Consider the following 24380-nt stretch of genomic DNA (forward strand, 5'->3'; position numbering starts at 1 on the left):
GATCACCACCAGTTCGAGTCCAGACGACCCTCGATGGCACGGAGGTTGTCACGGGAGCAGGCGGCACAGAAGTAGCGGGCGGCGCCGTCCTCCACGGAGCAGGTCCAGGTGGCGGGGTGGGGGGCGGGGGCGGGGACACCGCAGCGGGCGCACACGAGGGGGACCGGGCGCTCCGCGGAGCCGCCCTGATCGCTTCCTGGGGGAAGACTCGTCACCCGGTGACGATAACTCCGTGCCCGGCGAGCGGCACGCAGAACGCACCGCGGGGGCCGGTCCGTTCGGCCGGACCGGCCCCCGCGGGGAGTCACCACATCGTTCGGGTGCCCCGCACGGGGAAGCACCTTTTCGTCGTATGCGGGATTTACTGCATGACGGCCATGGCGAGCGCACGGCGGGCACGCATCGAAGCGCGTTCGGCGCGGCGCTGCATGCGCTGGGCGACGGCCAGGCGGGTGGCCTGGCGTTGCTGGTGGGCGTCATGGAGGCGGTCGTGCATATGAGCACGAGCCAGGGCTTCTTGCATGAGTTGCATCTCACGGGTCCTGTTCTGGCGGGCTTCGGTCGCGCCGGAGGTGGTGGAGTCTGGGATCGCGGAGCCTGCGGGCTCGCTGGTGGACGGCTTCATCGGGGCCTGCTTCTTGGGGTCGTGCGTGAGGGGACGGTCGATTGTTCCTGCGGTGTTCATGCCGTGACCGGGTTCTTCCGCGGGCGGCCACGCGGCCGCTTCCGGGCGACGACGACACCCTGGACGAACAGCTCGCCACCCCAGACGCCCCAGGGCTCACGCCGCTCCTTCGCCCCGGCGAGGCAGGCCTCCATCAGGGGGCAGGTGCGGCAGAGGGACTTGGCGTACTCCACGTCCGCGGGCGACTCGGCGAAGAAGACCTCCGGGTCGTAGGAGCGGCACGGGACGGGCACGCCGAGGTTCTCGATGGCGTCGTCGAGCGCGGTGAGCGCGGTGAGCGGGATCAAGGTGGAGTCCTCCGTGAGGCCGGGCGGGGGGATCGTTTGCGAAGGCGGTACGGACGGGGCGTGCGCTTCGAGTTGCACGGGTGGTTTTCCTCGTCTGGTCGTCCGGCCGGTTGACCGGGTGTCGGCTGGTACCGGGTTCTTTTCTTGTCCCGAGGCCCCTTCGCGTCGTCCTTCCCGTTCGGGAAAAACTGAAGGGCCGCGGATCCCGGATGGGGTTCCGCGGCCCTGAAGGCGCCGGCCTGATCGAATCAGGCTGGATAACTCCAGGGTTCTGGCCCACGGAAGGCCCACATCTGGTGGTGCTGCGTCGTCTGCTTCCGGAATCCGGCACCAGTCGCCGTAAAGGCATAGGCGTGTGCCTGTGCTTCTACTGCTCCCAGTGCCTTGGTCGGTCGCTCATTGCGCTCATCGCGGACGGGAAGGCCCGCGACGGGCAGGGAGGACGCCGGGTGCGCGGCACGGATGCCGGACAGACCGGTGCCCCGGTCAAAGGCGCCGAGCAGGCACAGGGAGACGGCCGAGCGATCGGTCAGTTTGGCCGTGCTGATGTTGCTGACGTTGATGCTGATCACTGGACTCGCCTCCTCTCGGCGTCTCTGGGACCGGTGAACCGATCCGTTTCGTATGTGCAAGTACATCACGGAGGGCGGGCCTTGGAGAAGGCCGCTGCTTCCGTGCCTAGAACCTATGGGGATTCCCGGCGCGTGCGCAAACTATTTTTGCGACGAGTTCGTATCAGTCCACCGCGATCTCACCATCAAGCTCCTGACCTGCGCAGATGGCCAGGACTTCGGCTCCATAGCTGCGCAGCTTGCGACTGAGGACGCCGGGGATGCGGGAGAGCTCGGCGGGGCTGTCCGGGCGGTTCTCGGCGATGGCCATCAGGGTGCGGTCGGTGAAGACGCAGAAGTCCGGCTGCCCGCTGTTCGCGGCCTGGACGGCGCGCCATGCGCGCAGCCGCTCGTAGAGCCCCTCGTCCATGTCGGAGGGGCAGTCCTCGCAGCGCATCAGCTTCATCTCGCCGGCGTCGGTGAGGGTGCGGCCGCAGACCCGGCAGCGGGCCGGGGTGCGCTGGGCGCGCCGGGGCACCGCGGTGGCGTCCACGCCCCGGATGCCGCGCTCGACGCCCCCGACGGACCCGGCGCTGCGGCCGACGGTGGGGGTGGTGCCGGGGCGCAGTCCGTCGAGGAAGCGGCTGGGCCTGCGGTTGTGGCGGCCGCCGGGTGAGCGGGACAGGGACCAGGAGACATGGAGGCGTTCACGGGCGCGGGTGACCCCGACGTACAGGAGGCGGCGTTCCTCCTCGATCTGTTCGTCGGTCCTGGCGTAGGTGATGGGCAGCATGCCCTCGGCGACGCCCACCAGGAAGACGGCGTCCCATTCCAGGCCCTTGGCCGCGTGCAGGGAGGCGAGGGTGACGCCCTGGACGGTTGGGGCGTGCTGGGCGGCCGCCCGCTCGTCCAGTTCGGCGACGAAGTCGGCGAGGGTGGCGCCGGGGCGGGCGGCGGCGAGGTCCTGGGCGAGGTTGACCAGGGCGGTGAGGGACTCCCAGCGCTCTCTGACGGCGCCGGAGCCGGCCGGCGGCTGGATGGTCCAGCCGCCCTCCCCCGACAGCACGGCGCGCACCTGGGAGGGCAGGTCCACGACGTCGTCCAGGCGGGAGTCATTGCCCCCGAAGCGGGCGGCGCCGCGCAGGGCGAGGCCGGCCTTGCGCACCTCGGGCCGGTCGAAGAAGCGCTCGGCGCCGCGCAGCTGGTAGGGAACACCGGCGTCGGCGAGCGCCTGCTCATAGGTCTCGGACTGGGAGTTGGTGCGGAACAGGACGGCGATCTCGGCGGCCGGGACGCCGGCGTCGATCAGCTCGCGGATGCGGCGGGCGGCGCCTTCGGCCTCGGCGGGCTCGTCGGTGTACTCGGTGTAGCCGGGTTCGGGTCCCGAGGGGCGCTGGGAGACGAGTTCCAGCCGGTGGTCGGCGGCGCGGCCGTGGGCCTGGGCGAGCAGTCCGTTGGCGAGGCGGACGACCTGGGGGGTGGAGCGGTAGTCGCGGACCAGCTTGACGACGGTGGCGCCGGGGTGGCGGGCGCGGAAGTCGAGCAGATGGTCGGGCGTTGCTCCGGTGAACGAGTAGATGGTCTGGCTGGCGTCGCCGACCACGCACAGGTCGTCGCGGTCGCCGAGCCACAGGTCCAGCAGGCGCTGCTGGAGGGGGCTGACGTCCTGGTACTCGTCCACCACGAAGTGCTGGTACTGGGCGCGGACCTGTTCGGCGATGTCCTGGCGGTCCTGGAGGACGGCGACGGTGAGCAGCAGGACGTCCTCGAAGTCGATCACCGCGCGGTCGCGTTTGAGGTCCTCGTAGGCCGCGTACAGATGTGCGATCTCGGTGGGGTCGCGAGGGGCCTCGCGGCCGGCCTTCGCGGCAGCGTACGGATAATCGGCGGGGATGGTCTGGGTGACCTTGCACCATTCGATCTCGCCGGTGACATCGCGCAGCTCGCCGCGGTCGAGCCGGGTGCCGAGTCCGGCGGCCGCGTCGGCGACGAGCTGGATCTTGCGGTCGACCAGCCGGGGCAGGCTGCCACCGACGGCTTTCGGCCAGAAGTACTGGAGCTGGCGCAGTGCCGCGGAGTGGAAGGTGCGGGCCTGGACGCCCTGGGCGCCGAGCTGGCGCAGCCGGCCGCGCATCTCGCCCGCGGCGCGGTTGGTGAAGGTGACGGCGAGCACGCTGGCGGGCTGGAGGATGCCGGAGCGCACCCCGTAGGCGATGCGGTGGGTGATCGCCCGGGTCTTGCCGGTGCCCGCGCCGGCCAGCACGCACACCGGTCCGCGCAGGGTGGTGGCCACCTCGCGCTGCTCGGGGTCGAGCCCTTCGAGCACCGCGTCGGCCGAGTCAGGGACGGCCGGTACCTGCGGGAAGAGGGGGGAGTGCGTTGCTGCTGTCACACAGCCATGCTGCCAGGTCGCCCGGAGCGGCCGCGGCGGTTGTCCACAGGCGGGACCTCATTGTCGTACTAATGCCCTGGTGGGAGCGGTGCGCCCCCGGTGGGAATGGCGGGGCACTCCCTCGCGTTCTCCCTCCGGACGACCTTTCCGAGCTGCCTGAGGAGCGCGAGAGATGCAGGGCACTGTGACGATGTACAGCACGACTTGGTGCGGCTACTGCCGTCGGCTGAAGAGCCAGATGGAGCGGGAGGGCATCGCCTACACCGAGATCAACATCGAGCAGGACCCCGAGTCCGCGGCCTTCGTGGAGAAGGCGAATGGCGGAAACCAGACGGTCCCGACCGTGCTCTTCGCGGACGGCACCACGATGACGAACCCTTCGCTGGCCCAGGTCAAGCAGAAGCTCGCGGCCTGACGCGGTCGGCGTCGACGGAGAAGGGCGGCCCCCGACGCGGGGCCGCCCTTCTCCATGTCTCGGACGACGCCGCGCCTCAGACGAAGCTGCGCGTCGGCAGTGGCTTGCCGTACCACATCTCGATCAGGCGGGCGGCGATGGAGATGCCGAAGGGAGGCAGGACCGTGCCGGTCTCGAAGGCGTCGTGCAGTTCCTGGCGGGAGAACCAGCGGGCCTCGGAGATCTCGTCACCGTCGACGTCGATCTCGGTGGTGGTGGCGCGCGCCATGAAGCCGAGCATCAGGCTGGACGGGAAGGGCCAGGGCTGGCTCGCCACGTACTCGACGTCGCCGACGGTGACGCCGACCTCCTCGGCGACCTCACGGCGCACCGCGTGCTCGATGGTCTCGCCGGGCTCCACGAAGCCGGCCAGCGTGGAGAAGCGGCCCTCGGGCCAGTGCACCTGGCGGCCGAGCAGGATCCGGTCCTCCGCGTCGGTCACGGCCATGATCACGGCCGGGTCGGTGCGCGGGTAGTGCTCGGCGCCGCACGCCTGGCAGCGGCGGATGTGGCCGGCCGCGGCGATCACGGTCCGCTCGCCGCAGCGGGAGCAGAAGCGGTGGGTGCGCTGCCAGTTCTCCAGGCCGACCGCGTGCACCATGAGCGCGGTGTCGCGCGGGGACAGCAGCAGGCCCGCCTCGCGCAGGCCCGCCGGGCGCGCGGACTGGTCGATGCGGCCGGGCAGCGCGTCCTTCTGGAGCGCGAAGTAGGCGACGCCGTCCTCGTCGATGCCGAGGAAGTAGCGGTGCGCCTCGGTGAGCGGGGCCTCGAAGGAGGGGGTCATGACGACTTCGGTGCGGCCGTCGGCCGTCTCGTCGATGAGCACCTGGCCGCCGGAGACCACGAAACAGCGGGTCGAGGGGTGGCTCCACGCCGCCGCGAGCCAGGCCTCGTCCAGCCGGTGGTGGGCGGCGCGGTCGATGCCGCAGGGGGCGGTCAGCGAGATGGGTCGGTCGGCTGTGTCGTCGGTCCAGGTGGTCACGGGTGCTTCCAACTCCCCCAGTACGGCGGTTCGGTTCGGCGATCGGTTCGGGCGGACGTACGGCAGGCGTACGGGACGCACCGGGTCGGGCGCGGGCGGGGCGGTGTCTCCAGTGTGCCTCGCGCCCGGGGCGCTCTTCCCCACGGTGCCGCTGGTCAGGGCGTGGGCCGCCAGTTCTCGGCCAGGTCGGCCCACAGGTAGGCGCTGGTCTCGACGCCCTTGAGGAGGAGGTCCAGTTCCACCTTCTCGTCGGGCGCGTGCCAGCCGTCGGAGGGGACGGAGATCCCGAGGAAGAGGACGGGGGCGCCCAGGACCTCCTGGAGGTCGGCGGCGGGTCCGGAGCCGCCCTCACGGGTGAAGCGGACCGGGCCCTCGAATGCGCGGCCCATCGCGCGGGCCACGGCCTGGAGCGCCGGATGGTCGAGCGGGGTCAGGCAGGGGCGGGTGGCCGAGCCGAAGTCGATCTCGCAGCGGATCCCGGCGGGCACCTGGTCGGCGGCCCAGGCGCGGACCGCCTTCTCGATGTGGTCGGGGTCCTGCCCTGCGACCAGCCGGAAGGACAGCTTCACCAGGGCGGCGGACGGGATGATCGTCTTGCTGCCGGGGCCCTGGTAGCCGCCGCCGATGCCGTTGACCTCGGCGGTCGGACGGGCCCAGATGCGCTCCAGGGTGGTGTGTCCGGCCTCGCCCAGGGTCGCCCGGGACTTGGCGGTGCGCAGCCAGCGCTCCTCGTCGAAGGGCAGCTCTGCGAAGAGCGCGCGCTCGCGGTCGGTCAGCTCCACGACACCGTCGTAGAAGCCGGGGACGGCCACCCGCCCCCGCTCGTCGTGCAGGGCGGCGACCAGGCGGGCGACGGCGGTGGCCGGGTTGGGCACGGCGCCGCCGAAGGAGCCGGAGTGGATGTCCTGGTCGGGTCCGTACAGCCGGATCTCGCACTCGGCGAGGCCGCGCATGCCGGTGCACACCGTCGGGGTGTCCTCGGCCCACATGCCGGTGTCGGAGACGATCACGGCGTCGGCCGCCAGGCGCCCGGCCCGCTCCTCCACCAGGGCCCGGAAGTGCGGGGAGCCGGACTCCTCCTCGCCCTCGATCAGCAGCTTGAGGTTGACCGCGGGGGCGGTGCGGCCGGTGGCGGCGAGGTGGGCGCGGACGCCCAGGGTGTGGAAGAAGACCTGGCCCTTGTCGTCGGCGGCGCCGCGCGCGTAGAGGCGGTTTCCGCGGACGACGGGCTCGAAGGGCTCGCTGTTCCAGCCGTCCTCGCGGGCGGCGGGCTGCACGTCATGGTGGCCGTAGACCAGCACGGTCGGCGCGTCCGGGTCGCCGGAGGGCCACTCGGCGAACACGGCGGGGGCGCCCTCGGTGGGCCAGACCTCCACGGTCGCGAAACCGGTCTCCGTCAGCTTCGCGGCGAGCCAGTCGGCGCTGCGCCGCACGTCGGGCGCGTGGTCGGGCTGTGCCGACACGGAGGGGATGCGCAGCCATGCGGTGAGGTCGTCGAGGAAGGCGGCGCGGTGCTGGTCGATGTACGTGCGGACGGCGCTGTCCGGGGTCAGGCTCATGCTCACGAGCCTATCGGCCCCCGACCGCATCCTCGGCGGGCGGTTCGTCACACTCGGGGGGCGCGCTGGATCACGTCGCCCTCGCCGTCGGCGGTCCGGCCCCGTCCGTGAGCAGCCGTTCCAGCGCGGCCCGGCCGGGCAGGTCACGGGGGCGTACGGCCTCCCCGGTGCGCACGTAGAGGAACGTGGCGGTGACCGCGTGGAGCGGGACGCCCTGCTGTTCGGCCCAGGCCAGCCGGTACACGGCGAGCTGGAGCGGGTCGGCGGTGTGCTCCCGGCCGGTCTTCCAGTCCACGATCTCGTACGTCGCCGACGCGCCCTCGCCCTCCCGGTAGACGGCGTCGATCCGGCCGCGCACGACCCGGCCGGCGAGGACGACCTGGACCGGCTCCTCGACGCGGTAGGGCGTGCGCCGGGCGTACTCGGTGCGTTCGAAGGCTTCCTTGAGGGCCTCCAGGTCCTCTTCGTCGGCGATCTCGGCGTCGGCGCCGGGCAGCTCGTCGGGCTCCAGCAGGGGCAGCGCCAGCTCCTCGTAGCGCGACTCCACCCAGGCGTGGAAGCGGGTGCCCCGGCGCGCGGCCCGCTGCGGGGGGCGCGGCATGGGGCGCGCGAGTTCCTGCGCGAGCCCGTCCGGGTCCTCGGCCAGCCGCAGCAGCTGGGTGGCGGTGAGCGTGGCGGGCAGGGGTACGTCCGTGACGGCGCGGCGGGCCAGCAGCAGTTCCCCGGCGAGCGCGTCCAGATCGCGGTCCCAGGAGGCGATCAGGCGCGACTCCTCGGGGGTGAGGTCGGAGCGGGGGCCCGGCTCGGCGGGGGCGGGTGCCTGGTGGGGGATGACGGGGGCGCCGGTGTGCGGATCGTCGCCGTAGGGCTCGTGGCGCGGCCCGGCGCCGCTCGGGTCCTCGTACGGCGGCCCGTCGTCGACCTCGTCGTACGGCGATTCCTCGTACGGCCCGTCGTACGGCGGCTCCTCGTACGGCTCTTCGTACGGCGGTTCCTCCGGCGGTGTCGGCCAGTCCGGGTCCTCGTGGGTGGCCGGGTCGGCGGGGGCCGGGCCGGTGGCGGGCAGGGTGTCGAGGTGGGCGAGGACGGTCTCGGCGGCGGCGCGGCGGCGGGCGAGGGCGTCGGCGTCGAGGGGCAGCGGCCAGGCCAGGTCGGCGTCGGGCTCCCGCAGGGCCGGGTTCTCCTCGTCGTCGGCGGGCTCCTCGGCCCAGACCTCGATCTCGCCGTGCCCGGCGGCGCAGTGCGCGTACAGCTCCTGGAGGAAGTCGGAGGGGCCGCGCTTCTTCTTCTGGCTGGGGCCCCACCAGTGGCCGGAGCCGAGCAGGAGGGAGCGGGGGCGGGTGAAGGTGACATAGCCGAGGCGGAGTTCCTCGGTGTGCTGGTGCTCCTTCATGGCCTCGTGGAACGCCTTCATGCCGCGCGCGTCCCAGCCGTCCACGTCGGGCAGGGTGGCGGCGTCGCCGCGCAGGGCGTGCGGCAGCACCTTGGCCTGCGCGGTCCACTTGTCGCGGCCCTGGGCGCTGGGGAAGGTGCCGGTGACCAGTCCGGGCACGGCCACGACGTCCCACTCCAGGCCCTTGGACTTGTGCGCGGTGAGCACCTTGACGGTGTTCTCGCCGCCGGGCAGGGCGTTGTCGAGGCCCTTCTCGTACTGGACGGCGGTGCGCAGGAAGCCCAGGAAGGCGAGCAGGGTGGCCTCGCCGTCGCCCGCGGCGAAGGCGGCGGCGACATCGAGGAAGTTGGCGAGGGTCTCGCGGCGGCGGGCGGCCAGGGCGCCCGGGGACGCCGACAGCTCCACCTCCAGGCCGGTGACGGCGAGGACGCGGTGCAGGACGTCCATCAGCGGGTCGGACAGCGCGCGGCGCAGATCGCGCAGTTCGGTGGCGAGGCGGGCGAAGCGCACCCGGGCGTCCGGGGAGAAGGGCAGCCCGTCCTCGTCCCCGCCGTGGGCGTCCAGGAAGGTGTCCAGGGCGTCGGCGAGCGATATCACCTCGGCCGGGTCGGTGCCCTCCACGGCGGCGGCGAGCCGGCGGTCCGGGTCACCGGTGTCAGCGGCGCCCGCGTGGGCGACCAGCAGGCGGGCGCGGCGGCCGAGGAGGGCGAGATCGCGGGGGCCGATGCGCCAGCGGGGGCCGGTCAGCAGCCGTACCAGGCTCGCGTTGGCGCCGGGGCCCTGGAGGACCTCGCAGACGGCGACCAGGTCGGCGACCTCGGGCAGGTGCAGCAGCCCGGACAGGCCGACCACCTCGACGGGGACCTCCCGGGCGACCAGCGCGCCCTGGATCGCGGCGAAGTCGGCGGCCGTACGGCACAGGACGGCGATCTCACCGGGTGCGGTGCCGGTGCGCACGAGGTGGGCGACGGAGTCGGCGAGCCAGTCCAGCTCCTCGGCGTGGGTGGGCAGCAGGGCGCAGCGGACCAGGCCGTCGCGCTCGGCGCCGGGGGCCGGGCGCAGGGCCTCGACGCCCTCGTGCAGGGCGCGCAGGGGGGCGGCGAGTCCGTTGGCGAGGTCGAGGAGGCGGCCGCCGCTGCGGCGGTTCTCGCTGAGCGCCTGGCGGGTGGCAGGGCTGCCGTCGGCATGGCGGAAGTGGTCGGGGAAGTCGTCCAGGTTGGCGACGGAGGCGCCGCGCCAGCCGTAGATGGCCTGGCAGGGGTCGCCCACGGCGGTCACCGGGTGGCCGCTGCCGGATCCGAACAGGCCCGCGAGCAGGACGCGTTGGGCGACGGAGGTGTCCTGGTACTCGTCCAGGAGGACCACCCGGAACTCCTCGCGCAGCAGACGGCCCACCTCGGGCAGGGTCGCGAGGCGGGCGGACAGGGCGATCTGGTCGCCGAAGTCGAGCAGGTCGCGTTCGCGTTTGGCGGTGCGGTAGCGCTGGACCAGTGCGGCGAGTTCGCGGCGGGCGGTGGCGGTCTCGGGGACCTTGCGCAGTTCGGCGTTGCTGAGCTTGGCGTCCTGGAGGGTGGTCAGCAAATCGGCGTCCCAGGCCCGCAGTTCGCCGGGTTCCACCAGGTGTTCGGAGAGTTCGGAGTCCAGGGCGAGCAGATCGCTGACCAGGTCGGCGAAGGAGCGGGTGAGCGCCGGGTAGGGGCCGGGGGCCTCGCGCAGCACGCGGGCGGCGAGCTGGTAGCGGGTGGCGTCGGCGAGGAGGCGGGAGGCGGGCTCCAGGCCGATGCGCAGGCCGTGGTCGGTGAGGAGGCGGCCGGCGAAGGAGTGGTACGTGGAGATGACCGGCTCGCCCGGGGGGTTGTCCGGGTCGATCGTGTCGGGGTCGGTGACGCCCGCCTTGACGAGTGCCTTGCGGACACGCTCGGCCAGTTCGCCCGCGGCCTTGTTGGTGAAGGTCAGCCCGAGGACCTGCTCGGGGGCGACCTGTCCGGTGCCGGCCAGCCAGACCACGCGGGCCGCCATCACCGTCGTCTTGCCCGAACCGGCACCGGCCACGATCACCTGCGGGGCGGGCGGCGCGGTGATGCAGGCCGTCTGCTCCGGGGTGAAGGGGATGCCGAGGAGCTCCTTGAGCTGCTCGGGATCGGTGAGATGGGCGGGCATGTCCAAAAAGGTAGCGGCAGCCACTGACAATCCCGTGCGCGCCGATCACGGGGCCGGAAGCAGGCGCAGGTCAGGGACGGGAGTGCGGTGCTCGGGGTGCGGTACGTCACTCCACCACGTGCCGCCCCTCGGGGCGTGCGCTGCACGAGGCGCGGAAGGCGCAGTGGGCGCAGTGCTGGCCGGCGGTCGGCCCGAACCGCTCGTCCAGGACCTTTCCCGCGGCGGTGGCCAGCAGTTCGCCGACCCACTCCCCGGTGAGCGGCTCCTGGGTCTGCACCTTGGGCAGGGTCTCGCCGCCGTCGCGCTTGGCGGCGCCCTGCCGCAGGTGCACCAGTTCGGCGCCGCCGGGCTCGGGGTGCTCCCCGTCGAAGGCGGTGTCGACGGCGCCCTCGCGCACGGCGAGCTGGTAGACGGCGAGCTGGGGGTGAAGCTCCACCTCGCGCGCGGTGGGCGCCTGTTTGCCGGTCTTGAAGTCGACCACGTAGGCGCGGCCCTCGGCGTCCGTCTCGACCCGGTCCATCTGGCCGCGGATACGGACCTGGTACTCGCCCGCCTCCAGGGTGACGTCGAAGTCCTGCTCGCTGGCGACGGAGGTGCGAGTGGAACGGTTTATCACGTGCCAGTTGAGAAAGCGTTCGAGTGCGGCGCGGGCGTTGTCCTTCTCCTGGCGCGACTTCCAGGGCGCGTCGAAGGCGAGCGCGTTCCACACCGAGTCCAGGCGCTCCATGAGGACGTCCAGGTCGGCCGGGGTGCGCCCGGAGGCGACCTCGTCGGCGAGGACATGGACGACATTGCCGAAGCCCTGGGCGGTGGTGGCGGGCGCGTCGGCCTTCACCTCGCGGCCCAGGAACCACTGGAGGGCGCAGGTGTTGGCGAGTTGGTCGAGGGCGCTGCCGGACAGCACGACGGGCTGGTCCCGGTGGCGCAGCGGCACCTTGCTCTCGGTCGGCTCGAACATGCCCCACCAGCGTGAGGGATGGGCGGCCGGTACGAGGGGACGGTCATCCTCGTCGGTGAGCGCGGCGAGCCGGGCCAGACGGCGGGCGGCGGCCTCGCGCAGGGCGGCGGAGGCGGCCGGGTCGACGGTGGTGGCGCGCAGCTCGGCCACCAGCGCGGCGACGGCCAGCGGGCGCCGGGGGCGGCCGGTGACGTCCTTCGGCTCGACGCCCAGTTCGGTCAGGAACCGGGAGGGCTGGTCGCCGTCCTCGGCGGGTGCCTTCACGGCGGTGACGACGAGGCGGTCGCGCGCGCGGGTGGCGGCGGCGTAGAAGAGCCGGCGCTCCTCGGCGAGCAGGGCGCCCGGGGTGAGCGGTTCGGCGAGTCCGTCGCGGCCGATGCGGTCGGCCTCCAGGAGTGAGCCGCGGCGTCTGAGGTCCGGCCACAGGCCCTCCTGGACACCGGCGACGACGACCAGGCGCCACTCCAGGCCCTTGGCGCGGTGCGCGGTCATCAGACGGACGGCGTCGGGCCGTACCGCACGGCGGGTCAGTGTGTCGGCGGCGATGTCCTCGGCCTCGATCTCGGCCAGGAAGTTCAGGGCGCCGCGGCCGCCGGTGCGCTCCTCGGCGCGCGCGGCGGTGGCGAACAGGGCGCAGACGGCGTCCAGGTCCCGGTCGGCGTTACGGCCCGCCGCACCGCCGCGCCGGGCGGCCCGCTCCAGACGGCCGGGCCAGGGTGTGCCGTTCCACAGGTCCCACAGTGCCTCCTCGGCGGTGCCGCCGTTCGCGAGGCGCTCGCGGGCCGTGCGCAGTAGCGCGCCGAGTCGCTGGGCGCCGCGGGCGTACGCCGGGTCGTGCACCGCCAGCCGCTCCGGCTCGGCGAGCGCCCGCGTGAGCAGTTCGTCGGAGGGCGGCGGCACCATGTTCCCGCCGGCCCGCTCCTCCTCCCGCAACGCCCGCCCGAGCCGCCGCAGATCGGCCGCGTCCATACCGGCGAGCGGCGAGGCGAGCAGGGTGAGCGCCGTCTCGGTGTCGAGCCAGCGGGGCTGCGCTGCGGGGTCGGCGGAATCCGACGCGGACGGCTCCGCGGGGTCGGCAGAGTCCGGCGCGGGCGGCTCCGCGAGGTCCGGAGAGCCAGGCGCGGGCTCTTCCAGGTCCCGGTCCTCCGGGACCTGCTCCACCGAGTCCCATTCCCCCGGCTCCCGGTCCCCCGGGACCCGCTCCACCGCATCCCGCTCCCCCGGCTCCCGCTCCCCGCCGCCCCGAGCCGCTTCGCCCGGCTCGCCCCTCCCCGGCGCCTCCGCCCTCGCCACCGCGCGCAGTGCCGTCAGCAGGGGGGCCACCGCGGGCTCGTGGCGCAGGGGGAGGTCGTCGCCGTCGATGTCCAGGGGGACGCCCGCCGCGGTCAGGGCGCGGCGCAGGGTCGGCAGGGAGCGGGCGCCGGCGCGGACCAGGACGGCCATCTCGCGCCAGGGGAGGCCGTCCTCCAGGTGGGCGCGGCGCAGGATGTCCGCGATGTTGTCCAGCTCGGTGCCGGGGGTCGGATACGTGTAGACCTCGGCCCGGCCGCCGTCCCGGGCCGCGGCCGGCTCCCGGTGGGCGCGCACCTTGTCGGCGGGCAGTCGGGGCAGCGGCATCCGCTGGGTGATCAGCCGGGTCGCGGCCAGCAGGCGCGCGCCGGAGCGGCGGTTGGTGCGCAGCACCTGGACGGGCGCCGGTCCGCCGTCGCGGCGTGGGAAGGCCTCCGGGAAGCCGAGGATGCCGTTCACATCGGCGCCCCGGAAGGTGTAGATCGACTGGTCGGGGTCGCCGAGCGCGACCAGGGTGCGGCCGCCGCCGGCCAGCGCGTGCAGGAGTCGTACCTGGGCGGGGTCGGTGTCCTGGTACTCGTCCACGTACACCGCGTCGTACCGCGCGGCGAGGTCCGCGGCGACCTCGGGGCGGCGGGCGAGCAGGACCGCGCGGTGCACCAGCTCGGCGTAGTCGATCACACCCTGGAGGTCGAGCACGTCGAGGTACTCGGCGAGGAACGCGGCGGCCGCGCGCCAGTCGGGACGCCCGATGCGGCGGGCGAACGCGTCCAGGGCGTCCGGGGCGAGCCCCAGCTCACGGCTGCGGGCGAGCACGGCGCGTACCTCGTCGGCGAAGCCGCGCGTGGTCAGGCAGGCGCGCAGCTCGTCCGGCCAGCGCACATGGGTCAGCCCCAGCCGCTCCAGCTCGGGCTGCCCGGCCAGCAGCTCGCGGACGGTGACGTCCTGCTCGGGGCCGGAGAGCAGCCGCAGCGGCTCGACGAACAGCCCGCTGTCCTGGTGGGCGCGGACCAGGGCGTAGCTGTACGAGTGGAAGGTGGTCGCCCGGGGCGCGCGGGCCGCGCCGATGCGCAGGGCCATCCGGTCGCGCAGGTCGACGGCGGCCCGGCGGCTGAACGTGAGCACCAGGATGCGCTCGGGGTCGGCGCCCCGGGCGATCCGCGCGGCCACCGACTCGACCAGGGTGGTCGTCTTGCCGGTGCCGGGTCCCGCGAGCACGAGCAGGGGCCCGGTGCGGTGGTCAACCACGGCGCGCTGGGCGGCGTCCAGAACAGGAGGAGCCGTCCGGTCCGGCGGGGTACGGACCAGGCGGTAAGCGCCACGGCTCCCCCGCCGCGCCTCGGGGTGCGGCGGGTGTCCGGTGGAGAAGGAGGAGCTCACGTGGTTGGCCGGTCCTGGTGGTCGTACTGCTGGTCGTGCGGGCGAGCGGACGGTCGCGCGCGCGGGGCGGTGAGCTCCGGGTGAGGTGCGCACAGGCCGCCGGCGCGATACCGCCGACTCTCGAACGTACGGCATACCGCGGACGTCCCGGGTATCACCCGTACGGAGTACAGGTTGCCGCCGACCGCCTCCGATGGCGGAAGCTGTCAGGTGTGACCCGCGTCCGCACCGCCGTCCCACCGGGCCCGCCGCATGTCGAGCCGCGGCAGGTGACCCTCGGCACTTGTGCTCGCCTCGCGCAGCGGTGTGCCCTCGGCGCGGTAGTGCCCGAGCGCGCGCAGTTCGTGGCCCGGCAGCAGCACCCCGTCGGAGCGTACGACGCGCCACCACGGCACGGCGCCGCCGTACAGGGACATCACCCGGCCGACCTGGCGCGGGCCGCCCTCCTCCAGCCACTCGGCGACATCGCCGTACGTCATGACCCGTCCCGGCGGGATCAGCTCGGCGACCTCAAGGACCCGCTCGGCGTACTCGGGCAGGTCGTCCGGGTGCGTCTCGCGGGGTTCCGCTCCGGGGCTCCGCTCGCTCATTCGTCCCATCCTGCCGCACCCCACCGACATCGTGGAGCCCGGTGGAGCGAACGTTCCTCTCGCCCCCGGGCGGCGCTTCCGGCAGACTGTGCGACCGCGCATCCGCACCCTGGCGCCCGTGTGTGTCGGTGGGACATGCCACCATCGTGCGGGCGGTGACCGGTGATACGAGACCAAGAAGAGATCATGAAACAGCAGGGAGTGCACCCCGAGGGCGGGTCGGGCACCCCTGACGCCGGCGCACGCCCGGACACCGGCCGTAAGGGCGAGGGCGGCCAGGACGCCCGCCGAGATCCGCACCCCGCGGACACGGAACGCACCGAGGCGGAACGCACCGAGGGGGCGCACATCCCGCAGAACCCGCCGACCGACCGGAGCGGCTCCGGAGGCGACGCAGACGACGGCGATCCGCGCACGGATCGGGGTGCCGACCACCCGGACCCGGACCATCCGGACCCGGAGCACCCGGACCCGGATCACCCGGACCCGGTGGAGGGCGACGAACCGCTGCTCCCGGCCCGGGTGCACCGGCCCTCCGATCTGATGCGGCTCCTGGTCGGCCTGCTCGCCATCGTGGTGCTGCTGGCCGTCGCCGCGTTCGCGCACGGCACCACCTCGGGCCTCGAACAGGACATCAACAAGGGCACCGGGCAGGCCCCCGATCTGCTGATCAGATTCGCGGGGCTGGCGTCCAGCATCGCGATCCTGCTGGTCCCGGTCGCCTTCGCGATCGAACGGCTGATCAAACGGGACGGGCTGCGCATCGCCGACGGCGTCCTGGCCGCGGTCCTCGCGCACGGGGTGACGCTCGCCACCGACCTATGGGTCGCGCGGGCCGCGCCGGGCTCGATCCAGGACGCGCTGACCCAGCCGTCACCGGTCGACGTACACGCCCTCACCGATCCGGTGCACGGCTACCTGGCGCCCGTCATCGCCTATATGACGGCCGTCGGCATGTCCCGCAGACCCCGCTGGCGCTCCGTGCTGTGGATCGTGCTGCTGCTGGACGCGTTCTCCATGCTGGTCACCGGCTACACGACCGCCTTCTCCATCGTCCTGACGGTGCTGATCGGCTGGTCGGTGGCCTACGGCACGCTGTACGCGGTCGGCTCGCCCAATGTCCGGCCCACCGGCCAGACCCTGCTGGCGGGCCTGCGGCACGTCGGCTTCCGCCCGGTCGGCGCGGCCCGCGAGGAGGTCGTGGAGAGCGAGAACGGCGACCGGGGCCGGCGCTACTTCGTCACCCTGGAGGACGGGCCGCCGCTGGACGTCACGGTCGTGGACCGGGAACAGCAGGCCCAGGGCTTCTTCTACCGGGCGTGGCGCAATCTCACCCTGCGCGGCTTCGCCACCCGCTCCAGCCTCCAGTCGCTGCGCCAGGCGCTGGAGCAGGAGGCGCTGCTGGCCTACGCGGCGATCGCGGCGGGCGCCAACGCGCCGAAGCTGATCGCCACCTCCGAGCTGGGCCCGGACGCGGTGATGCTGGTCTACGAGCACACCGGCGGGCGCACCCTGGACGCGCTGGCGGACGAGGAGATCACCGACGATCTGCTGCGCAGCGCCTGGTCGCAGGTGCGCGCCCTCCAGTCGCGGCGCATCGCGCACCGCAGGCTGGCCGGGGACGCGATCCTGGTGGGCCGGTCCGGCGAGGTGATCCTTGCCGAGCTGCGCGGCGGCGAGATCGCGGCCGGTGAGCTGCTGCTGCGCATGGACGTGGCCCAGCTGCTGACCACGCTGGGCCTGCGGGTCGGCGCGGAGCGCGCGGTGGCCTCGGCGGTCGAGGTGCTCGGGCCCGACGCGGTGGCCGACTGCCTGCCGATGCTCCAGCCGATCGCGCTCACCCGTTCCACCCGCAACACCCTGCGCCGGCTGGGCCGCGAGCGTGCCCAGCGGGAGCGGGAGGCGGTCCTGGAGGCGTCCCACCAGGCCAAGCTGGCCCGGCTGCGGGAGGCCGCGGAGGCGAACGGGACGACCCTCGCCGAGGGTGCCGACGCCGATGAGCAGCTCGACAGACTCAATGAACTCGACAAGTCGGACAAGTCGAACAAGAAGGTCGTACGAGCGGAGCAGCGGGCCGAGCGGCGAGCGATCGACGAGGCCATAGAGGAGGCCCGCGAGGAGGACCTGCTCACCCAGATCCGGCACCAGGTGCTGCGGATCAGGCCGCAGGCCCCGGTGCAGCCGGCCCGGCTGGAGCGGGTGCGGCCGCGCACGCTGATCAGCTTCATCGCCGGCGCGATCGGCGCGTACTTCCTGCTGACGCAGCTCACCCATATCCAGTTCGGCACGCTGTTCTCGCAGGCCCAGTGGGGCTGGGTGATCGCGGCGGCGCTGTTCTCGGCGCTGAGCTATGTGGCGGCGGCGATGGCGCTGCTGGGCTTCGTGCCGGAGCGGGTGCCGTTCCCGCGGACAGTGGCGGCGCAGGTCGCCGGTTCCTTCGTGAAGATCGTGGCGCCGGCGGCGGTCGGCGGGGTGGCGCTGAACACGCGCTTCCTCCAGCGCGCGGGCGTGCGCCCGGGGCTCGCGGTGGCGAGCGTCGGCGCCTCGCAGCTGTTCGGGCTGGGCTGCCACATCCTGATGCTGCTGTCCTTCGGCTATCTGACCGGCACCGAGAAGACGCCCTCGCTGTCGCCGTCCCGGACCGTGATCGCGGGTCTGCTGACCGTCGCGGTGCTGGTGCTGGTGGTGACCTCGGTGCCGTTCCTGCGGAAGTTCGTGGTCACCCGGGTCAGGTCGCTGTTCGCCGGGGTCGTGCCGCGCATGCTCGATGTGCTCCAGCGGCCCCAGAAGCTGGTCACCGGCATCGGCGGCATGCTCCTGCTGACCGCGTGCAACGTGATGTGCCTCGACGCCGCCGTACGCGCCTTCGGCCACGGCATGACCACGCTGAGCATCGCCAGCGTCGCGGTCGTCTTCCTCGCCGGCAACGCGCTCGGCTCGGCCGCGCCGACCCCCGGTGGCGTCGGCGCGATCGAGGCGAGCCTCACCCTCGGCCTGATCGCCTTCGGCCTGCCCAAGGAGGTCGCGGCGCCCGCCGTACTGCTGTTCCGGCTGATGACGCTGTGGCTTCCGGTGCTGCCCGGGTGGCTGGCGTTCAATCACCTGACCCGTAAGGGAGCCCTGTAGGCCCCGGGCCGACCCTTCGGGGGAACCCCGCGGGGGCCTTGTCGGGGCTCACGGGGCGGCCCAATGAACGTCGTACCTCGTACGGACCGTGCCCCGCGCGGCCCGGCGCGGGGGCCCGCAGGATGGGGTCATGGCCTCTCCCTCCCGGCTGCGAGCCGCCGCTCTTCCCTGGCCGCGTACCACCGCCCTGACGACGGCCGCCGTGCTGCTGGCCGCCCTGCTGGCCGGTTGCGGTGACGACGATGTCAGCACCGGCGCCACCGCGTCCCTCGCGTCCCTGACGACGCAGACGCTGGACTGGACGGCCTGCCCGGCCCCGGACGAGGCGGAGGGCGGCGGGACCCCGCCGTCCCCGCTGCCGAACGGCGCCACCTGGGAATGCGCCACCATGCGGGCGCCCCTGGACTGGAGCAAGCCGCAGGGATCCACCATCGGCATCTCCCTGATCCGGGCCAAGGCCAGCGGGCCCGCGAGCGAGCGGATCGGCTCGCTCATCTTCAACTTCGGCGGCCCCGGCGGCAGCGGCGTCACCGCGCTGCCCGCGTTCGTCCAGGACTACGCGACCCTGCGCACCCGCTACGACCTGGTCAGCTTCGATCCGCGCGGGGTGGGCCGCAGCGCGCCGGTGACCTGCAAGACCGACGCCCAGCTGGACACGTTCTTCCAGCAGGACGCGACCCCGGACGACGCCGCCGAACGCGCCCAACTCGTCCAGCGCACCCGGAACTTCAACGCCGGCTGCGAGTCCAGGTCCGGTGAGGTGCTGCCGCATGTGCGCACCACCGACGCGGCCCGTGACATCGATCTGATGCGGCGGGTGCTCGGCGACAGCAAGCTGCACTACTTCGGCATCTCGTACGGCACCCAACTCGGCAGCGTCTACGCCCACTTGTTCCCCACCCATGTCGGACGGGCGGTGTTCGACGGGGTGGTGGACCCCACGCAGAACCCCGAGCAGAGCGCGCTCGGCCAGGCGAAGGGCTTCCAGCTGGCGCTCGGCAACTTCGCCGAGGACTGCGTCTCCAAGCCGGAGGGCTGTCCGCTCGGGGACACCCGGCAGGAAGTCGAGAACCGCATCGCCAAACTCCTGGCCGACCTGGACAAGAAGCCCATCCCGGGGATCGCCCCGCGCCTGCTCACCCAGACCGCGGCGACCAGCGGCATCGCCCAGTCCCTGTACTCCAAGGACTTCTGGGAGTACCTCACCGAGGGCCTTGAACAGGCGTACGACGGTGACGGCAAGGTGCTGATGGTGCTGTCCGACGCGATGAACGGCCGGGACGAGAACGGCCATTACAGCAACATCACTTCGGCGAACGTGGCCATCAACTGCGCCGACGAGAAGCCCCGCTACACCGTCGCCGACGTCCAGCGCGCGCTTCCCGCGTTCCGTGCCGCCTCGCCGCTGTTCGGGGACTTCCTCGCCTGGGGCATGGTCGGCTGCACCGACTGGGCCGTGCCGGGCGCCAGTTACCACCCCGATGTCAGCGCACCTGGTTCGGCGCCCATCCTGGTCGTCGGCAACACGGGCGACCCGGCCACCCCCTACGAGGGCGCGCGCCGGATGGCGGAGGCCCTCGGCACGGGCGTCGGCGTCCAGCTGACCTTCAAGGGCCAGGGGCACGGCGCGTACGACAGCAAGGACCCGTGTGTACAGAGCAAGGTGAACGCGTACCTGCTCAACGGGACGATCCCGAAGGCGGGTTCGGTCTGCGGCTGAGCCGCGCGCGAGCCGGCCCGGACGGGGAACCCGTCCGGGCCGGACGCCGGACCCGGCCTCGCCGGATCACACCGTGCCGAGCGCGGTACGCAGCACGGCGACGGCCTGGGCGATGGCGGCCCCGGCGGCATGGGTCTCGCGCAGCGCGTCGAGCATCACGAAGTCGTGGATGATGCCCTGGTACCGCACGGCGGTCACCGGCACCCCGGCGGCCCGGAGCCGAGCGGCGTACGCCTCGCCCTCGTCCCGCAGCACATCGGCCTCACCGGTGATGACCAGCGCCGGGGGCAGCCCGGTGAGCTGCTCCAGGGTGGCGCGCAGCGGCGACGCGGTGATCTCGGCGCGCTGCTTCTCGTCGGTCGTGTACTGGTCCCAGAACCACCGCATGGCGTCGCGGCGCAGGAAGTAGCCCTCGGCGAACCGGTGATACGACGGGGTGTCGAAGGACGCGTCGGTGACCGGGTAGAACAGCACCTGCTGGACCAGCGGGACATCGCCGCGCTCCTTGGCCATCAGGGTGAGCGCGGCCGACATGTTGCCGCCGACGGAGTCACCGGCGACCGCGATCCGGGCGGCGTCCAGGCCGTGTGCCGCGCCCTCGCGGACAACCCATTGGGCGACGGCGTAGTTCTGCTCGATCGCGACCGGGTAGCGGGCCTCGGGCGAGAGGTCGTACTCGGGGAAGACGACGGCCGCGCGGGCGCCGACGGCCAGCTCGCGGACCAGGCGGTCATGGGTGTGGGCGTTGCCGAACACCCAGCCGGCGCCATGGATGTAGACGATCACCGGGAGGGTGCCGGTAGCTCCGGCCGGGCGGACGATCCGGGCGCGGACGGAACCGGTGGGGCCGCCCTGCACAGTCACCCACTCCTCGTCGACGGCCGGCTTCTCGATCGCCCCGGACTGCACCTCGTCGACGGCCTTGCGGCCCTCGACCGGACCGAGGTCGAAGAGGTACGGCGGGTTCGCGGTGGCCTCGGCGAAGGCGGCGGCGGCCGGCTCCAGCACCGTGCGGGCGGCGGTCTCGGACGTCTCGGACATGAGGAACTCCTCGGTGTCGTGCCGGTGGTCGATCGACCGTCCGGCGGGTACGACAGAAAGGTACCGCTCGACTTAGTTGTGCGCAACTAAGTTGTGCACGATCTAATCGCGGCCGCCAAGCCGCTGCTAAAATCGGACTTTTCACGCACTCGCATCAAAGAGGGAGGGTCGCAGTCATGGACCAGGCCGCGCATCCCGAGCCGGAAGCCCCCGCACCGGGCTCACTCCTGCTCCAGGACCAGCTGTGCTTCGCCCTGTACGCGGCCTCGCGCGCGGTCACCGCGTGCTACCGGCCGCTGCTGGACGAGCTGGGCCTGACCTATCCGCAGTACCTGGTGATGCTGGCCCTCTGGGAGCAAGACGGACTTTCCGTGCGCGAGCTGGGCGGCGCGCTCCAGCTGGAGTCCAGCACGCTCTCCCCGCTCCTCAAGCGCCTGGAGGCGGCCGGTCTCGTCCGGCGCGAGCGCCGCCCCGACGACGAGCGCTCCGTCACCGTCCGGCTCACCGGATCCGGCACCGCCCTGCGCGAGCGGGCCCGCGCGGTCCCCCCGGTCATCGGCGACGCCATGGGCCTCACCCCCGAACAGGACGCCACGGCCAAGCAACTGCTCCGGCTGCTCACGACGAACGTGGCCACCGAACAACCGGCCGACGCCGGCCGACACGGATGAAGCCCGCGGCCCTGAACAACTCGGTTCAGGGCCGCGGGCTTCTCGACGCGGGAGGGCGCCGGTCAGTAGACCGGCTTGTGCGGCTCGATCTGGTTGACCCAGCCGATGACACCGCCGCCTACATGGACGGCGTCGGAGAAGCCCGCGGACTTCAGGACCGCGAGGACTTCCGCACTGCGGACACCCGTCTTGCAGTGCAAGACGATCCGCTTGTCCTGGGGCAGCGACTCCAGGGCGGTGCCCATGAGGAACTCGTTCTTCGGGATCAGCGTGGCGCCCGGGATCGAGACGATCTCGTACTCGTTCGGCTCGCGGACGTCGATGATCTCGATGCTCTCGCCGTCGTCGATCCACTCCTTGAGCTGCTTGGGAGTGATCGTCGAACCGGCGGCCGCCTCCTGGGCCTCCTCGGAGACGACGCCACAGAAGGCCTCGTAATCGATGAGCTCGGTGACGGTCGGGTTATCGCCGCAGACCGCGCAGTTCGGGTCCTTGCGGATCTTGACCTGGCGGTACTGCATCTCCAGGGCGTCGTAGATCATCAGACGGCCGACCAGCGGGTCGCCGATGCCCGCGAGGAGCTTGATGGCCTCGTTGACCTGGATGGACCCGATCGACGCGCACAGCACGCCGAGCACGCCGCCCTCGGCGCAGGAGGGAACCATGCCCGGGGGCGGGGGCTCCGGGTAGAGGCAGCGGTAGCAGGGGCCGTGCTCTGACCAGAAGACCGAGGCCTGGCCGTCGAAGCGGTAGATCGAACCCCAGATGTACGGCTTGTTCAGCAGCACACAGGCGTCGTTGACCAGGTATCGGGTGGCGAAGTTGTCCGTGCCGTCCACGATCAGGTCGTACTGGCTGAAGATGTCCATCACGTTCTCGGCTTCGAGCCGTTCCTCGTGAAGGACCACGTTCACATAAGGGTTGATGCCCTTGACGGTGTCGCGCGCGGACTCGGCCTTGGAGCGGCCGATGTCGGACTGGCTGTGGATGATCTGGCGCTGGAGGTTCGACTCGTCGACCTCGTCGAACTCCACGATGCCGAGCGTGCCGACGCCCGCCGCGGCCAGGTACATCAGCGCGGGTGAGCCCAGGCCGCCGGCGCCCACGCACAGCACCTTGGCGTTCTTCAGCCGCTTCTGCCCGTCCATGCCCACATCGGGGATGATCAGGTGGCGGGAGTACCTGCGGACCTCGTCTACGGTGAGCTCGGAAGCCGGCTCGACCAGGGGTGGCAGCGACACGGGGACTCCGTTGGTCGGTCAATCACTACGTTTGTTCTTGTGGTAACACTGCCACGCCCTTCTTCATTCCGAGACACCTGTTCCGAGGCGCGAGACGATTTCGTCCCAGTAGCCGGGCATCGCCTCCCAGGGGTCCCCGGAACCGCGGCCTCCGGTCCGGTCCGTGAAGTAGATCGTGGCCGCGCCCTGCCAGCGCGCGATGCGCAGCGCCTCCTCCAGATGCCCGCGCGGCACACCGTGCACGAAGTGGCAGAACCGCTCGGGCGGATGGTCGGCCGTCCACTCCGCGACCTGCGACCAGCGGTAGTCGGACCAGGAGCCCGAGAAGGTCACCAGCTGGTCGGCGTGCTCCGCGTAGCCCGGGTGCGGGTGGGTGCCGTGGCCCAGGACGAGATGGGCGGTGTCGGTGATCGCCCGCAGGTCCGCGAGGACCCGGCGGACCCCGTCGAGTTCGCCGCGGCCGATGGGGCAGCGGTCGAGGAGGAAGCCGTCGACCCGGTACCAGTCGAGGTAGCGGTGGGCGCCGCGGAGCAGGTCGGCGCGGGCGCGGACGCCCTGTGCGAGGTCGAGGCGGCCGAGGACCCGCACCCCGGCGTGGTGCAGCGGGTCAGCCGCCGCCAGGCAGTGCGGGTCGGGCCTTGCGCCGGGGCCGCCGGCCACATCGAGCGCCACCCAGTCCAGCGGGGTGCCGGGGCGGGCGAGGGTGGCCCACTGGGCGGGGGCGACGAGGGGGTGGGCGAAGCCGGGGACGCCGAGGGCGGTGCGTACGGCGATGCCGTTGGCGCTCCCGCTCGCTCCGGCGGCGCCCCCGATGCCGGTCGTTCCGGTCGCGCCCCTGACAGGGTCGCTCGCTCCGGCGGCGCCCCCGATGGTGCCGGATGCGCCGGTGGTGCTGGTCAGATGCGGCACGCCGCCTCCATCCAGATGTCGGCCAGGGACTCTTCGAGGTTGATGCGCGGCCGCCAGCCGAGCCGGTCGCGCGCGGTGCGTACATCGGCCTGCTGCCAGCTGCCGCAGCCGTCCGGGTAGGGGAAGGCGGCCGGGGACGTGTGCTCCGTCTCGGGCCGGGGGTGGCCGATGCCGCCGCGCAACGCGCCGGGCGGGGCGTCGAGTTCGTGCAGCGCGCCGCCGTATCCGGCCACGCGGGCGAGGGTCCCGGCGGCGTCCCGCAGCCGTACGGCACGGCCCGAACCGATGTTGATCACGCCCTGTGCGGCGGAGAGCGAGGCGGCGTGCACGGCGCGGGCGACATCGCGTACGTCCACGAAGTCGCGCTGCACACCGAGTCCGGCGAGCTTCAGCTCTCCGTCGCCCGACTGCATCGCGCGGCGCATCGCCTCGGCGAGCCGGCCGAGCGGGGAGCCGGCCGGGGTGCCGGGTCCGCAGGGCGAGAAGACGCGCAGCACCACGGCGTCCAGGCCGGAGCCGAGGACGAGTTCGGTGGCGGCGAGCTTGCTGACGCCGTAGGGGCCGCCGGGGCGCGGTACGGCGTCCTCGGCCGTGGACGAGCCGGGCTGGCTGGGCCCGTACTCCGCGCCGCAGCCGATCTGCACCAGCCGCGCGCCGCAGCCGCTGCGCCGCAGCGCCTCGCACACGGTGGCCACGGCGACGGTGTTGTGCCGGGTCAGCTCCCGGGCGCCGCCGCGGGTGGCACCGGCGCAGTTGATGACGACCCCGGGGTGCACCGCCCCCAGGAACCGGGTGAGCGCGCCGGGGCTGCCGGTTGCGAGGTCGAACCGGACGTCCGCGTCGTCGCCCCGGCCGAGCGCGGTGAGCTGTACGGCGGGGTCGGCGAGCAGCCGCTCGGCGACGAACCGGCCGAGGTAACCATTGGCGCCGATCAGCAGGACCCTCATCGGACGGCTCCCTGGGCGAGGGCTGCGGGGGCTCCCTGGTGGGA

General features: G+C 73.0%; 18 protein-coding genes. 4 read left to right on the top strand and 14 right to left on the bottom strand.

Going from position 1 to position 24380, the window contains the following annotated elements; all coding sequences use genetic code 11:
- Positions 1-2 precede the first annotated feature (2 nt).
- The 5 genes from HEP81_RS14040 to HEP81_RS14060 all read right to left on the bottom strand — a co-directional run bounded on the left by HEP81_RS14040 (position 3) and on the right by HEP81_RS14060 (position 3915).
- On the bottom strand, positions 3-215 hold the full coding sequence (locus tag HEP81_RS14040) for a hypothetical protein (protein ID WP_136104522.1): 213 nt from the start codon (positions 213-215) through the stop codon (positions 3-5).
- A gap of 146 nt (positions 216-361) precedes the next feature.
- Positions 362-685 (bottom strand): hypothetical protein, encoded by a 324-nt coding sequence (locus tag HEP81_RS14045; RefSeq protein ID WP_037660095.1) that lies wholly within the window; start codon positions 683-685, stop codon positions 362-364.
- Positions 682-1050, bottom strand: a complete 369-nt coding sequence (locus tag HEP81_RS14050) for a WhiB family transcriptional regulator (protein ID WP_037660091.1) — start codon at positions 1048-1050, stop codon at positions 682-684. The genes HEP81_RS14045 and HEP81_RS14050 overlap by 4 nt, the downstream gene beginning before the upstream one ends.
- A gap of 170 nt (positions 1051-1220) precedes the next feature.
- Complete coding sequence (locus HEP81_RS14055) at positions 1221-1544, bottom strand: hypothetical protein (protein WP_078967565.1); 324 nt, start codon at positions 1542-1544, stop codon at positions 1221-1223.
- A 163-nt stretch (positions 1545-1707) separates the two neighbouring features.
- Complete coding sequence (locus HEP81_RS14060; RefSeq protein ID WP_190275994.1) at positions 1708-3915, bottom strand: ATP-dependent DNA helicase UvrD2; 2208 nt, start codon at positions 3913-3915, stop codon at positions 1708-1710.
- Between the two features lie 172 nt (positions 3916-4087).
- Here HEP81_RS14060 and HEP81_RS14065 point away from each other — a divergent pair, with 172 nt between their 5' ends.
- A complete protein-coding gene (locus HEP81_RS14065) occupies positions 4088-4330 on the top strand; it encodes a mycoredoxin (RefSeq protein WP_037660088.1) in 243 nt (80 codons plus the stop codon).
- Between the two features lie 76 nt (positions 4331-4406).
- Here HEP81_RS14065 and nudC read toward each other — a convergent pair whose 3' ends face one another.
- The 5 genes from nudC to HEP81_RS14090 all read right to left on the bottom strand — a co-directional run bounded on the left by nudC (position 4407) and on the right by HEP81_RS14090 (position 14681).
- A complete protein-coding gene (gene nudC, locus HEP81_RS14070; protein WP_037660084.1) occupies positions 4407-5351 on the bottom strand; it encodes an NAD(+) diphosphatase in 945 nt (314 codons plus the stop codon).
- A 155-nt stretch (positions 5352-5506) separates the two neighbouring features.
- Entirely contained in the window at positions 5507-6910 is a 1404-nt protein-coding gene (locus HEP81_RS14075) for a dipeptidase (RefSeq protein WP_037660081.1), read from the bottom strand.
- A 70-nt stretch (positions 6911-6980) separates the two neighbouring features.
- The gene (locus HEP81_RS14080; RefSeq protein WP_037660079.1) at positions 6981-10463 is read right to left on the bottom strand and encodes an ATP-dependent DNA helicase; all 3483 of its coding nucleotides are present in this window, start codon (positions 10461-10463) and stop codon (positions 6981-6983) included.
- 106 nt (positions 10464-10569) lie between these two features.
- A complete protein-coding gene (locus tag HEP81_RS14085) occupies positions 10570-14091 on the bottom strand; it encodes an ATP-dependent helicase (RefSeq protein ID WP_078967564.1) in 3522 nt (1173 codons plus the stop codon).
- A 206-nt stretch (positions 14092-14297) separates the two neighbouring features.
- Positions 14298-14681 (bottom strand): MGMT family protein, encoded by a 384-nt coding sequence (locus HEP81_RS14090; protein WP_037660076.1) that lies wholly within the window; start codon positions 14679-14681, stop codon positions 14298-14300.
- Between the two features lie 186 nt (positions 14682-14867).
- Between HEP81_RS14090 and HEP81_RS14095 the strand changes: the two genes are divergently transcribed.
- Positions 14868-17807, top strand: coding sequence for a lysylphosphatidylglycerol synthase domain-containing protein (locus HEP81_RS14095; RefSeq protein WP_037660074.1), 2940 nt, complete (start codon positions 14868-14870; stop codon positions 17805-17807).
- A gap of 130 nt (positions 17808-17937) precedes the next feature.
- Positions 17938-19527 carry an alpha/beta hydrolase gene (locus HEP81_RS14100; RefSeq protein ID WP_037660072.1) on the top strand — a complete coding sequence of 530 codons (1590 nt, stop codon included), beginning with the start codon at positions 17938-17940 and terminating at the stop codon, positions 19525-19527.
- Between the two features lie 66 nt (positions 19528-19593).
- Here HEP81_RS14100 and HEP81_RS14105 read toward each other — a convergent pair whose 3' ends face one another.
- Positions 19594-20568 carry an alpha/beta hydrolase gene (locus HEP81_RS14105; protein ID WP_037660070.1) on the bottom strand — a complete coding sequence of 325 codons (975 nt, stop codon included), beginning with the start codon at positions 20566-20568 and terminating at the stop codon, positions 19594-19596.
- A gap of 176 nt (positions 20569-20744) precedes the next feature.
- Between HEP81_RS14105 and HEP81_RS14110 the strand changes: the two genes are divergently transcribed.
- Positions 20745-21239 carry a MarR family winged helix-turn-helix transcriptional regulator gene (locus HEP81_RS14110; protein ID WP_051850445.1) on the top strand — a complete coding sequence of 165 codons (495 nt, stop codon included), beginning with the start codon at positions 20745-20747 and terminating at the stop codon, positions 21237-21239.
- Between the two features lie 62 nt (positions 21240-21301).
- On the opposite strand, the gene moeZ is transcribed toward HEP81_RS14110, so the two are convergent.
- The 3 genes from moeZ to HEP81_RS14125 all read right to left on the bottom strand — a co-directional run bounded on the left by moeZ (position 21302) and on the right by HEP81_RS14125 (position 24336).
- The gene (gene moeZ, locus HEP81_RS14115; protein WP_037660067.1) at positions 21302-22480 is read right to left on the bottom strand and encodes an adenylyltransferase/sulfurtransferase MoeZ; all 1179 of its coding nucleotides are present in this window, start codon (positions 22478-22480) and stop codon (positions 21302-21304) included.
- A 63-nt stretch (positions 22481-22543) separates the two neighbouring features.
- A complete protein-coding gene (locus HEP81_RS14120) occupies positions 22544-23293 on the bottom strand; it encodes a spherulation-specific family 4 protein (protein WP_037660154.1) in 750 nt (249 codons plus the stop codon).
- 83 nt (positions 23294-23376) lie between these two features.
- Complete coding sequence (locus tag HEP81_RS14125; RefSeq protein ID WP_037660064.1) at positions 23377-24336, bottom strand: NAD-dependent epimerase/dehydratase family protein; 960 nt, start codon at positions 24334-24336, stop codon at positions 23377-23379.
- Positions 24337-24380: the final 44 nt, after the last annotated feature.

Source organism: Streptomyces griseofuscus, assembly GCF_014673495.1.
Taxonomy (GTDB): Bacteria; Actinomycetota; Actinomycetes; order Streptomycetales; family Streptomycetaceae; genus Streptomyces; species Streptomyces murinus.

Excerpts from the sequence above, each read along its gene's own strand:
- HEP81_RS14045 (WP_037660095.1), bottom strand. The coding sequence starts at position 685 with ATGAACACCGCAGGAACAATCGACCGTCCCCTCACGCACGACCCCAAG.
- HEP81_RS14125 (WP_037660064.1), bottom strand. The coding sequence starts at position 24,336 with ATGAGGGTCCTGCTGATCGGCGCCAATGGTTACCTCGGCCGGTTCGTC.
- HEP81_RS14100 (WP_037660072.1), top strand. The coding sequence starts at position 17,938 with ATGGCCTCTCCCTCCCGGCTGCGAGCCGCCGCTCTTCCCTGGCCGCGT.
- HEP81_RS14105 (WP_037660070.1), bottom strand. The coding sequence starts at position 20,568 with ATGTCCGAGACGTCCGAGACCGCCGCCCGCACGGTGCTGGAGCCGGCC.
- HEP81_RS14090 (WP_037660076.1), bottom strand. The coding sequence starts at position 14,681 with ATGAGCGAGCGGAGCCCCGGAGCGGAACCCCGCGAGACGCACCCGGAC.
- HEP81_RS14095 (WP_037660074.1), top strand. The coding sequence starts at position 14,868 with ATGAAACAGCAGGGAGTGCACCCCGAGGGCGGGTCGGGCACCCCTGAC.
- HEP81_RS14065 (WP_037660088.1), top strand. The coding sequence starts at position 4,088 with ATGCAGGGCACTGTGACGATGTACAGCACGACTTGGTGCGGCTACTGC.
- HEP81_RS14080 (WP_037660079.1), bottom strand. The coding sequence starts at position 10,463 with ATGCCCGCCCATCTCACCGATCCCGAGCAGCTCAAGGAGCTCCTCGGC.
- HEP81_RS14075 (WP_037660081.1), bottom strand. The coding sequence starts at position 6,910 with ATGAGCCTGACCCCGGACAGCGCCGTCCGCACGTACATCGACCAGCAC.
- HEP81_RS14110 (WP_051850445.1), top strand. The coding sequence starts at position 20,745 with ATGGACCAGGCCGCGCATCCCGAGCCGGAAGCCCCCGCACCGGGCTCA.